This is a genomic window from Pseudoalteromonas sp. J010, from assembly GCF_003934235.1.
Lineage (GTDB): Bacteria > Pseudomonadota > Gammaproteobacteria > Enterobacterales > Alteromonadaceae > Pseudoalteromonas > Pseudoalteromonas peptidolytica.
Map to the genome: position 1 here is coordinate 284,729 of NZ_RDBW01000001.1, position 12,571 is coordinate 297,299.

The 12,571-nt window shown below is 43.6% G+C and carries 10 protein-coding genes; 3 read left to right on the forward strand and 7 right to left on the reverse strand.

Annotated elements, in window-relative coordinates; translation table 11 throughout:
* Positions 1 to 6 precede the first annotated feature (6 nt).
* From EAG18_RS01305 to ndk, 7 genes are all read right to left on the reverse strand, one after another.
* Complete coding sequence (locus EAG18_RS01305; protein ID WP_125250613.1) at positions 7 to 624, reverse strand: tetratricopeptide repeat protein; 618 nt, start codon at positions 622 to 624, stop codon at positions 7 to 9.
* Positions 625 to 633: 9 nt separating this feature from the next.
* Entirely contained in the window at positions 634 to 1,911 is a 1,278-nt protein-coding gene (gene hisS, locus EAG18_RS01310) for a histidine--tRNA ligase (protein ID WP_125250614.1), read from the reverse strand.
* A 136-nt stretch (positions 1,912 to 2,047) separates the two neighbouring features.
* Positions 2,048 to 3,166, reverse strand: coding sequence for a flavodoxin-dependent (E)-4-hydroxy-3-methylbut-2-enyl-diphosphate synthase (gene ispG / locus EAG18_RS01315; protein WP_125250615.1), 1,119 nt, complete (start codon positions 3,164 to 3,166; stop codon positions 2,048 to 2,050).
* A gap of 5 nt (positions 3,167 to 3,171) precedes the next feature.
* A complete protein-coding gene (locus EAG18_RS01320; protein WP_275557204.1) occupies positions 3,172 to 4,047 on the reverse strand; it encodes a RodZ domain-containing protein in 876 nt (291 codons plus the stop codon).
* A gap of 8 nt (positions 4,048 to 4,055) precedes the next feature.
* The gene (pilW, locus tag EAG18_RS01325) at positions 4,056 to 5,546 is read right to left on the reverse strand and encodes a type IV pilus biogenesis/stability protein PilW (protein WP_125250617.1); all 1,491 of its coding nucleotides are present in this window, start codon (positions 5,544 to 5,546) and stop codon (positions 4,056 to 4,058) included.
* 142 nt (positions 5,547 to 5,688) lie between these two features.
* Positions 5,689 to 6,825 carry a bifunctional tRNA (adenosine(37)-C2)-methyltransferase TrmG/ribosomal RNA large subunit methyltransferase RlmN gene (locus EAG18_RS01330; RefSeq protein ID WP_125250618.1) on the reverse strand — a complete coding sequence of 379 codons (1,137 nt, stop codon included), beginning with the start codon at positions 6,823 to 6,825 and terminating at the stop codon, positions 5,689 to 5,691.
* Positions 6,826 to 7,028: 203 nt separating this feature from the next.
* Complete coding sequence (gene ndk, locus EAG18_RS01335; RefSeq protein ID WP_010377338.1) at positions 7,029 to 7,460, reverse strand: nucleoside-diphosphate kinase; 432 nt, start codon at positions 7,458 to 7,460, stop codon at positions 7,029 to 7,031.
* A gap of 317 nt (positions 7,461 to 7,777) precedes the next feature.
* On the opposite strand from ndk, the gene yegQ reads away from it, so the two are divergent.
* From yegQ to EAG18_RS01350, 3 genes are all read left to right on the forward strand, one after another.
* The gene (gene yegQ, locus EAG18_RS01340) at positions 7,778 to 9,136 is read left to right on the forward strand and encodes a tRNA 5-hydroxyuridine modification protein YegQ (protein ID WP_125250619.1); all 1,359 of its coding nucleotides are present in this window, start codon (positions 7,778 to 7,780) and stop codon (positions 9,134 to 9,136) included.
* Between the two features lie 2 nt (positions 9,137 to 9,138).
* The gene (locus EAG18_RS01345) at positions 9,139 to 9,393 is read left to right on the forward strand and encodes a YfhL family 4Fe-4S dicluster ferredoxin (RefSeq protein ID WP_125250620.1); all 255 of its coding nucleotides are present in this window, start codon (positions 9,139 to 9,141) and stop codon (positions 9,391 to 9,393) included.
* A 488-nt stretch (positions 9,394 to 9,881) separates the two neighbouring features.
* Entirely contained in the window at positions 9,882 to 12,569 is a 2,688-nt protein-coding gene (locus EAG18_RS01350) for a PAS domain-containing sensor histidine kinase (protein ID WP_125250621.1), read from the forward strand.
* The last annotated feature ends 2 nt before the right edge of the window (positions 12,570 to 12,571 follow it).

Sequence of the window (12,571 nt, forward strand, 5' to 3'; positions counted from 1 at the left end):
AACTCCTTAAACCGTTGTCTTTTGTGCTAAATCATCCAGTTTAATTTGCAGCATGGGGTTATTATTACCTGTTGCCGCTTCTAGTGCTGACTGATAAGCGTCACGTGCCTTATCTTGCTCACCTTGCGCTAGGTAAATATCACCTTGGATTTCTGATTGCTGTGCTTTGAATGCCTCAGGCATCGGTTTTGCTAACGTTGCTAGCGCCTGCTCGTACTGCTTTTGAGAAGCCTGAACACGTGCTAATCGAAGCAGCGCCGTTGCTTTGAGCTCAGCATTATCTACATTTTCAGCAGCCCAAGTTAATTTGTCTGCGGCTAATGTTAAGTCATTCTTTTCAATTGCCTCTTTTGCAGCAACAAATGCGGCTAATACGGCATAGTTAGAATCAGCATTATCGGCAACAAACGCTTCGCTTTTTGCAAGCACATCATCGCTTTCCACGATTTGGCTGTAGGCTTCTGATGTCGCTTCTGCGGTGTCAATCTGACTCTGATTATAGGCTTTCCAACCGTATAAACCGCCTAACCCCAATACAGCCCCTATCACTAGGGTTGTACCATTCTCGCGGAAAAATCGCTTTATTGCTTCTTCTTGTTGCTCTTCTGTTGAATAAATTTCCATTCTAACCTCTTAGCTTACCAACTCTGCAAGCAGTGCTTTTACTTCTGCAAGCGGTAAGGTGATTTGTTCTTTCTCTTCACGCAAATATTTTACAGTCACTTTGCCTTGCGCCAGTTCATCTTCGCCTAGCACTAATGCCACGACTGCATCACTTTTGTCTGCGCGTTTAAATTGCTTTTTGAAGTTGCCCCCACCGCAATGTACCATCACGCGAAGTCCTGCAACCTCATCTCGTAGCTGCTGCGCTACTACTGGAGCTTGGATTGCCGCTTTGTCACCCATAGCAACTACATAAACATCAGCATTGCGGCGGATTTCACCAACACACTCTAATGTTTGTAACATTAACACAAGACGCTCGATACCCATCGCAAAACCGACAGCCGGTGTCGCTTTTCCGCCTAGCTGTTCAACCAAGCCATCGTAACGTCCACCTGCACACACAGTGCCTTGAGCACCAAGACTGGTTGTTACCCACTCAAATACAGTACGGTTGTAGTAGTCTAGGCCACGTACCAGCTTTTCATTAACCTGGTATTCGACGCCAGCTGCGTCTAAACGTTCACATAAATTCGCAAAATGTTCACGCGACTCTTGGTCTAAATGCTCAGAAAGCTTTGGTGCATCGACTAAAATTGCCTGAACGTCTGGGTTTTTGCTATCAAGAACTCGAAGCGGGTTACTGTACATACGACGTAAACTGTCTTCATCAAGTGCCGCTTTATGCTGCTCTAAATAAGCTATCAAAGCATCTCGATATTCAGCTCGGGCTTCGTTAGAGCCCAATGAATTAAGCTCAAGCTTGACGTGCTCTTGAATACCAAATTGCTGCCATAGGCGCGCCGTCATTAAGATCACTTCAGCATCAATATCAGGCGTTGCGACCCCATAAGTTTCAACACCAAATTGGTGGAATTGACGATAACGACCTTTCTGCGGCCGCTCATGGCGGAACATTGGCCCCATATACCAAAGACGCTGCTCTTGGTTATACAGCAAACCATGTTGATTACCAGCACGTACGCACACAGCCGTCCCTTCAGGACGTAGCGTTAAGCTGTCGCCGTTACGATCATCAAAGGTATACATTTCTTTTTCAACAATATCGGTTACTTCACCAATAGAGCGTTTGAATAGATCAGTCGATTCAACGATTGGAAAACGGATCTCTTGGTAGCCAAACGCAGCCACAGTTTCTTTTAATACCGATTCTACTTTCTGCCAGATTTGTGTATCACCTGGCAGACAATCATTCATTCCACGGATTGCCTGAAGTTGTTTTGTCACTGAAAACCCTAATTATTCTTTGCCATCAGCCAATATGTGTTGGTTGATGCTATTGCTTAAACACATGCTCAGGTAGCATTGTTTGCGTACCTGGATAAAGCTTGAAAATTCGCTTATCTTAACGATTACATCCGTATCAGTCGATGATTTTTACATCGATTTTTTCTTCGCTCTCTTTTTTCTCTACATACTCTCTAATTTGAGATTCAAGCTGAGCAACAATATCATCATTATCAATACGTGTTTTTTGACGTTCACCATTAATGTAAAGCCCTGAGCGGCGATTTGCACCTGCAAGACCTAAATCACTCACTAATGCTTCACCAGGGCCATTTACCACACACCCTATCACCGACACCGAAATTGGCGTAGTGATATCTTCTAGACGCTCTTCAAGTTGGTTCATGGTGTTGACCACATCAAACTCTTGTCTTGAACAGCTTGGGCAAGCGATAAAGTTAATACCACGCGAACGGATACGCAGCGATTTAAGGATATCGAAGCCAACTTTTATCTCTTGTACTGGATCAGCAGCAAGAGAAACGCGCAGGGTGTCACCTATCCCCTCAGCCAACAACATGCCAAGACCCACTGCCGACTTCACTGAACCGGCTCTAAAGCCACCTGCTTCTGTGATCCCTAAATGTAGTGGCTGATCGATTTCTTTAGCGAGTAGACGATAAGCGCCCACTGCCAGAAATACATCTGACGCTTTTACCGATACCTTAAACTGATCGAAGTTATGGCGCTGAAGAATCTCAACGTGACGCATCGCGGACTCAAGTAAAGCCTCAGGTGTTGGCTCACCGTACTTCTCTTGCAAGTCTCGCTCAAGTGATCCGCCATTGACCCCAATTCGAATAGGGATATTGTGTTCACCAGCGGCGTCAATCACAGCGCGGATCCTGTCTTCACTACCGATATTGCCAGGATTGATCCGCAGACAGTCCGCGCCATACTTGGCAACTTGTAAAGCGATGCGGTAGTCGAAATGAATGTCTGTCACCAGTGGAATGTCTACTTGTGCTTTAATGCTTTTGAATGCTTCAGCGGCATCCATGGTCGGCACAGAAACGCGAACGATATCAGCGCCCGCATCTTGGATTGCTCTTATCTGCGCCACCGTTGCATCGACATCTAGGGTGTTAGTATTCGTCATCGATTGCACCGCTATCGGTGCGCCATCACCAATAGGCACATTACCGACATAGATCCTCGTTGACTTTCTACGCTTAATAGGTGGTTCTGAAAACATGCTGACTACTCTGCTAACGGTAAATTAAATTTGGCTAGACGGTTTTTAGTGAACTCTGGCAAGGTCACAGGTTTACCATCAAGTGTGACCTCTACGGCCCGATGCTTGCCGAGTATAACAGAAAAAGGAGCTTTCCCTTCAACTGTCATGGTATATCCTGCTTTTTTAACCCCAAATGCCACGCGCTCTTGGGTTGCATCAAACATCTCAACCCAACTTTCTTCATTAAAGTACATCACCACCGTGCTGATCCCTGGCGCGCGTTTAGTCTGCTCTTTCGGATTGCTCTGGGCAGGCGTTGATGTCGCCACCTCAAGCGTACTTGTTGGCTGCTCTTCTAGCGCACCTGTACTCTCAGACTGTTCTGGCTCGTCGTTTTGTATCTCTTCTTGAGCGCTGGTTACTTCAAGCTCTGATGCTTCAAGCTCTGGTGCTTCAATTGTGGTGACCGCGCTTTCTTGAGCGCTTTCAGACTCCGAAGTATTGGTCTGCCAAAACCACAACGCTGAGGATCCCAACACAATAGCAAGCACGATATAACTCACCATCATTAAACGGCTATCGTGTGCCTCTTTGTGCGTACGACGCGAAAAGCTTTGCATTCGTTTTTTCTGCGGCGGTACCACTGGGGATTGGTACATAGCCAGTACCTCTACCGGATTTAGTCCGAGCAATGCGGCATAGTTTTTAATATAACCACGCACAAATGTTTCAGGCCCTAAATCTTGATAATCGTCCTGCTCGAGCTTGGTGAGTTGGGCATGAGTCATCTTTAGACGTGATTCAATCTCAGCAAAACTGATCCCAGCATTTTGTCTTGCAGTCGCCAAAGTTTGCCCGATTGAAGGCTGCTCTTGTTCAGGTGCTTCTTGCTCTTTCATATTTTGGTTCATAAAACGTAATTTGTTGGGTCTACTATTAATAATCCGTGGCCTGCTTGCAGCGCCACGTCAGGAGTTAGCTTATTCCATCGCATAATTTCATCGATCAACACACCATATCGATCGGCTACGCTGAGCAAAGTATCTCCCACAGCGATTTTATGGATCACATTGGGATTATTTAGATACACCTTTTGACCCGCAACTAACCTTGCAGATTCACGCACTTGATTATACTGCATCAAATCGACCATTTTAATGTCGTATTTTACAGAAATACTAAATAGGTTTTCACCTGCTATCACCGTGTGAAACGCTACCTTTGGTGGCGTTAATTCGCTGTTTAGCAGCGGTATGGAAGTGTTAGTTGCTGCCGCGGTCACTACATGACGTTCCTTTGGCATTTCACTAAAGGTGACATCTGCAGGATTTGGTTGATAGAACTCAACTTGCTCATCAGAGCGCAATGACGTAGTTACCGCTGGAGAATTTTTAACTACCTCAGGTTTTGCTACTGGCGCAAAATTATTAGTCTCTACAGGTGAATCAGCAGTGAATATAGGCGTTGATTTGCGTTGCGTTTTTTTACGTTTAATTTTTATCTTTGGATTTGCAACGATATGACTGGGTGACGCACCAGCCAACTTGTTAAGCTGCGCTTCTCGGTATCGATTCCTCAGTCGTTCAAACTCACTCGCCACAGTATTGTCAGTTAATATCAAGGCCGCCTGCGCTGACTTTGGATAGCTTTGCACTAACGTGGTTGCTAAGTCCTGCGCTTTTTGTAAATGTCCCATTTGCATGTGAACAAGGTGGCCAAGCATCAGGCTTCTGGGAGAAACAAAACCCCGCTTTTCAATACTTTCTAGAATATCTTCGACTCGCAAAAAGTCACTGCGCGCATAATACAGACCGGCTAAAGCCAGCTGTGAAGAGATCTGCTGCGCATTATGCTTAATAGCGCTTTGCAAATAATCCTCAGCAAGTAAATATTCATTTTGCTTCAAAGCACATAATGCTAAGTTTTCGTAACTGGCTGCTACTCTGAGATAACTTGGCACTTCAATTGCTTTAAAAAAGTACGCATTAGCTTTATCGTACTGCCCTACTCGGCACAAAAACGTGCCATAGTTATTTAGCGTATCGGGATTATCAGGTTCAATATCCAATGCCGCTTGGTACGCATTGTCGGCACGCTGTTGCTCTCCCACCTGCTCATAGTAATAGGCCAGCGTATAGTGTGCTTCTGCCAGCTTTGGCGCGAGTTGCAACGCGCGCTCAAGATTAAACTTCGCTGACGTAGTATTACCTGAATTGAGATATTGAAGTGCAAGCGCGATACGAGTTCTAGCAGCATTGGTGTTATTGACTTGCTGCTCGGCTACTGGACGGCCATCAGCACGATAGCTGCGCTCCGTCACACAACCTGACAAAACTAAACTCGCACCTGCGAGAATGGATGCAGCCAATCCTGTTTTGCGATAATTTCGCGATTGCATCACTCACCTTTGAATGCCACTGGGTTTTATATCTGCACTATATTACCCAAAAGGCTACGAGATTCACCTATTTTTTGTAAGATAACCAGAACTTATCTGAGACTCAGATGAAATGAGCTGACCCAAGCCAGCTCATTATTTATTATTGTGCACTCACATTGACAGCAATGGCATTGTCATCACGTTGCTTTTTCTTGGCTAGACGCTTGGTTCTATCCACAACATCACCAACCAACTGACCACATGCAGCATCAATATCATCGCCACGAGTACGACGCACAATACAAGTCAGTCCAGCCGCTTGTAACACTTTCGAGAATCTATCGATACGACTATTACTAGAGCGGCCATATTCGTTACCAGGGAACGGGTTGAACGGGATCAAGTTAATCTTTGATGGCGTGCCTTTAAGCACTTTTACTAACTCATGGGCATGATCCGTGCTGTCATTAACATCTTGCAGCATTACATACTCAATGGTGACATCTTTATTCGCCTTTGAGCCATCAATATAACGGCGACATGCCGCTAAGAACTCTTCAATTGGATACTTTTTATTGATTGGTACAAGCACATCGCGAAGTGGGTTATTTGGTGCATGTAGTGAAATTGCAAGTGCCACATCTATTTTTTCTTTCAAGATGTCAAGCGCAGGTACCACGCCTGATGTACTGAGCGTGACGCGGCGCTTGGATAGGCCAAACGCCCAATCGTCCATCATCAGCTCCATCGCTGGTACAACGTTATTGAGGTTTAACAGAGGCTCACCCATACCCATCATCACGATGTTAGTAATTGGGCGCTTAGTGCTATCACCTTTATGTAGACCAATGTCGGTTGCCACGCGCCAAACCTGACCTATGATCTCAGACACTTTTAAGTTACGGTTAAAGCCCTGCTGCGCCGTTGAGCAAAAAGTACATTCCAACGCACAGCCAACCTGAGAAGATACACACAGTGTGGCTCTATCTTTTTCTGGGATCCACACGGTTTCAACTTCTTGGCCGCCTTCGAGTAACAGTGCATATTTGATGGTGCCATCTGAAGCCTCTTGCTTTACTGATATTTCAGGCGCTTTAATCTCACACTCAGCCTGCAAACGTGCACGAAGCTTTTTATTTAAGTTACTCATCTCATCGAAATTATCGATACCAAAATGATAAATCCATTTCATCACCTGATCCGCGCGAAACGGCTTTTCGCCATATGATGCAAATAACTCGCGCATCCCCTCGCGATTTAAATCAAGTAAGTTAATTTTTTTCTCAATAGTGGTCATGAACAACCTCGGTTATAGACGGTAAAAACAGCTTAATTGCCAACTGAAAATTGTACAAAAAAGCAGCAAGCATCACAAATAATGAAACGTGTTTTGTGAAGTAGTGTGATTACTTTACAAAGCACGCTTATCCCATATCAACACCATTTGGCTACGGGACAAAAAAAGGGCTCGAAAGCCCTTTTTTGGCACCAAGTCTCGAATTAACGAGTACGTGGGCAGATTTCTTCTTCAGCGAAGAAGTAAGCGATTTCGCGAGCAGCAGACTCTGGTGCGTCAGAACCGTGTACAGCGTTCTCGTCGATGCTGTCTGCGTAGTCAGCACGTAGTGTACCAGCTAACGCTTCTGCAGGGTTAGTAGCACCCATGATTTCACGGTTTTTACGAACTGCATCTTCACCTTCAAGAACCTGAACCATTACAGGGCCTGAAGTCATGAAAGAAACTAGTGCACCAAAGAAAGGACGCTCTTTGTGCTCTGCGTAGAAACCTTCAGCTTTCTCTTGAGAAAGGTGAACCATTTTTGATGCAACGATTTTAAGACCAGCAGACTCAAAACGGTTGTAGATAGCACCGATGTGGTTTTTAGCTACCGCATCAGGCTTGATGATTGAAAAAGTACGCTCTAAAGCCATCTTTTGCTCCAAAATATTGTTGTGAATATTAACGGGCGCGAATTATACGTTGTTTGGTAGAAAAAACCTACTATCTCACGCCGCTTTCTTTGAGAAGATAAAGAAGTTTAGTCAATTTAATATCAATAAACGTCCATAATTCACCGCTACAGCCCAGCTGACAGGGAAATCTATTTGCTTCACAGACAACATCGAAAAACCTGATCTACATCAAAATTATTTTACAGGCTTTCTTCTATACTGCGCCGCTTTTTAGAATCAGCGCACGAAATCACTCAACAGCTGACCCGTAATCAGTTCAATGTATGAGGTAAACCATGTTTGTACCAGAACTTCTCTCTCCAGCCGGCAGTTTAAAGAATATGCGTTACGCTTTTGCGTACGGTGCCGACGCCGTCTATGCCGGACAACCTAGATATAGTTTGCGAGTGCGTAATAACGAATTTGACCTTGAGAACCTTGAGATAGGTATCAATGAAGCTCACCAGCAGAATAAAAAGCTTTATGTGGTGTCAAATATTGCGCCGCATAATGGCAAAGTAAAGACCTACTTACGTGATATTGAACCCGTCATCGCGATGAAACCAGATGCGCTTATCATGTCCGATCCTGGGCTAATTATGCTCGTACGTGACAAGTGGCCTGATATGCCAATTCACCTTTCTGTACAGGCTAATGCAGTCAACTATGCTGCGGTACAATTTTGGGCGAAACAAGGAATTGAGCGCGTAATTCTTTCTCGGGAACTATCACTACAAGAAATAGAAGAGATCCGTGCGCTTTGCCCAGAAACAGAACTTGAGGTGTTTGTCCATGGGGCACTGTGCATGGCATACTCTGGGCGCTGTTTGTTATCTGGTTACATCAATAAGCGCGATCCAAACCAAGGGACGTGTACCAATGCCTGTCGCTGGAGTTACGACGTAAAGCCAGGTCAAGAAGACGAAACCGGTGACGTAGTGCATAAAGTGGATCCAAAGGCCATTATTCCTACTTTGGGTGAAGGCCAGCCAACCGATCAAGTCTTTATGCTCGAAGAGCAAGGCCGTCCAGGTGAATATATGCCAGCGTTTGAGGATGAACACGGCACATACATCATGAACTCCAAAGACTTACGTGCTGTACAGTATGTTGACCAGTTGACTCGTATGGGCGTACATAGCCTTAAAATTGAAGGTCGTACCAAATCTTTCTATTACGTTGCACGTACCGCTCAAGTTTATCGTAAAGCCATCGATGATGCAGTGGCGGGTAAGCCATTTGATCCCAGCTTAATGAAAACTCTAGAGAATCTTGCTCACCGAGGCTACACCGAAGGCTTCTTAAAGCGTCATGTACATCAGGACTACCAAAACTACGACTACGGCCACTCTATCTCAGATAAACAACAATTTGTCGGTGAAGTGCTAGGTCGCACAAACAATGGCTTAGTTGAAATCGACGTAAAGAACAAGTTCTGCACAGGACACAGCCTTGAGTTGATGACACCAAAAGGGAATATTCACTTTAACCTTGAACACATGGAAAATAAAAAAGGTGAGACCATTGATGACGCTAAAGGCTCAGGCCATGTTGTAAAGATCCCATTGCCGGAAGATATTGACTTAGACCATGCGATTTTAATGCGTAATTTAGGTCAGCATGAGGACACACGAAACCCATTTAAAAAGGCTTAGTCATGGCACTTTTGATCAACGATAAATGTATCAACTGTGACATGTGTGACCCTGAATGTCCAAATCAAGCCATTTATATGGGCGATAAAATTTATCAAATTGACCCAGATAAGTGCACAGAATGCGTGGGGCATTACGATACACCAACTTGTGTGAGTGTATGCCCAATAGACTGTATCAAGCCGGACCCAAACTATAAGGAAAGCCTTGATCAACTGGCTGAAAAGTATCTTCGCCTTACTGAACCAAATCCGTGAAGCCTAAAGGCTTCACTTTCTCTTTTCATCCTTCACTCGCCTCAAAAATACCAACGTCTTCCTACTTGCTTGAGACGACAGCATAATTTTGATGCTAACGGTAGGAATAGCCTTATCTCAAACAACTATACAGACAATTTTAATCTGTAATTTATTACCTCAAAATAGCGCGCTTACTAACCTGATGAACGTCTAATAATTAGGCTAATTGATATAGTTCAGATTTGACCTTGTCGAAGTTTCAAATAGATATACTACAATCAAATTAAGCTTAGAAACGAATTAATTATCTTTAATTGCATTATAGCAAATGCGTGATTTTGCAAAGAAAACGATAGAGCTAATAACTCGAAGATTAATACTGCAACTGTGTAGGCCGAAAAACTTTATATTCAATCGTATAGGAATATTTCTCAAATAGGTTAAAGAGCCAACACAGCTTGATAGTTACCCTCTGGAATTGGTATCACTTAAGGTAGGGAAATAACATGGATTTGAACTCATTTGAGTCTTTTTTTCACAATGCCTACATGCCCCATGGCCACTGCTACTTGTGGCAACCTCATTTGCTATGGACAAATGTCATCTCCGATATTCTGATCGCGACTGCATATTTTTCCATCCCCATGGCGATCATCATTTATGCAAAACAGAGACCTGATGTTGGCAAGAATTGGGTATTCGTACTGTTTTGTAGCTTCATTACCTTATGTGGCTTAACACATCTTATTGGTGTCTACACCGTTTGGCATGGTGCGTATGGTATACACGGGATCTCAAAAGCCGCAACCGCCCTTATTTCTATGATCACAGCGGTATACTTATTCAGGCTTATTCCAAGCGCAGTCGCTATTCCAACGCCAAACCAATTTCATGGTATTAGCGCAAAACTCAAACRTGTCACCGATGAAAAGCAAGCCCTACATACCCAGCTTGATCAACATAGGGTCACTGAATTTATGCTCAATACGCTGCCAACAAGCACCTTACTGCTCGATGAGTTGCTTTCGATAAGTAAGTGTAACCCTTATTTCTATCGTGAACTTGGTTATGACTCCCCCGATGAACTTATCGGATTACGATTACATGACATCATCAGCTTGGATGACCCCTTCGATAGTCTCGAGTCTGTAAGCCAATCATTACTTGATCAAAATGAATACAGTAAAGAGTCACTGTGTCATGTTCGGGATAAATTTGGTAACCAAATTCCGATGGAAATGCGACTAGTGCAAGAACCTCATGATGGTACCCATCTCATTCTTGCAGTATTCAATAATCTTTCCTCCCTAAAGAAGACGGAACAAGCGCTTGCCGACTCTATAGATAAAATGAAACGAGCCATTGGTGCAACAGAAGATGGGATATGGGAGTGGAACGTTGTTGACAATAGCGTAAGTTACTCTGCTGGGCTAAAAGCAATGATAGGCAAAAGAGAAGATGAAAACGTGACTTTTGATGACTGGTTTGCACACATCCACCCAGATCATCAAAATAAAGTGCAAGCCGCTATCGAGCAACACTTTGAAACGAAGGCACAATACTTTGTAGAGTATTTAGGCAGAGATAATAAAGGTGAATATGCGTGGTTTTCTGCTGTAGGTAACAGTCAGTTTGATGACAATGGCAAACCCCATATTATGTCTGGTGCGCTGAGAAATATTCACCAAAGAAAAGCCCTTGAATTACAGGTTGCGGAGAAAAGCAAAATTTTAAATGCCATTTACGAAGGTTCAAGCCAAGCCATTTGGTTATTGAAAGTCGAACCAAATCAAGATTTTCGCTTTTTAGAGTTCAATAAATTTGCCTGTCAGCGTACCGGAGTAAAATTAGAACAAGTGCTTGGGAAAACACTGAAAGAGCTCAGAGGCGCGACACTTGACGCAGAATTAGTCGACAGAATAGAAAAAAACTACTTGCTCTGCGTAGAGCTTGCAAAGCCAATCGACTACACCGAAATGATGCCACTGAAAGGCAAAGCGCACTGGTATCAGACTACCCTCTACCCGTTAAAAGATCATAAACAAAATGTTGAGCGTATTGTCGGGGTAGCTGTAGACATTACCGCACGAAAAATTGCAGAAAAAGAACTCAAGGATAATCACAATTTCTTACAACGAATGATTGACTCTGCGGTGTGTGGTCTTTACCTCTACGACTTGAAAGCACATAAAAATACTCGGATCAATAAACGCTATACACAAATACTGGGCTACACCATGAAAGAACTAGAGCTCTGTGACCTTGATAGTTGTTTCCATGAGAGTGAACGCGCTTTGGTGTATGAGCACATAGAAGAAATCAAATCTAGCCAAGATGGCGTGCTTATTCCCATAAAGTATCGATTTAAACACAAAGATGGGCATTGGGTGTGGTGCTACTCAGTAGATACCATTATCACCCGTGATAAACACGGTGAACCTGAATTGATGTTAGGTACTTTCGTCGACATGACTGAGTACACAGAACTCTTACTTCAGTTACAGGAGTCAAACGCGCACCTTGAGCATTTTGCATATATCGCCTCTCATGACTTGCAAGAACCGCTGAGAAAGATCACCGCCTTTTCGGATAGCTTAGCACAGAGGATCACGCCTGAGCTTAAAGACTATGACGATGCAAAGTTTGAAATCGACAGGCTGGTTGATGCCAGTCAGCGAATGCGAGTCATGATCCAAGACCTATTAAAACTTTCACGCTTACATTCACACACTTTAAAGCGACAACCCACTAACTTGACTATACTAATTGAGGATGTTTGTGAAGTGATGAGCTTTAGCTTAGAGGAAAGTCAAGCCGAGATTAAGCTTGAAAATGCTGAGGTACCGCTACAGCTTGATGCTTCTTTATTTTTGCAAGTATTGCAAAATCTAATAAGTAATAGCATCAAATTTAAATCACCTGATACGGTACCAATTATTCGTATTTCAGTTACYCAAAGTAGTAGTGAAACCATGATCTATTATCAAGATAATGGGATAGGAATACCAAAATCACGACGACAACAAATATTCGAACCATTTAGGCGCTTTGGTACAACACAAGAATACGGTAGTGGAATAGGACTTGCTTTGTGTCGTCAAATTATTAAGTTACACGGCGGCACCATTAAGTGTATAGAGTGCGAACAAGGTGCTTTATTTGTAATGGCTTTTGCAAATAAAGCTAAGGAGTAATA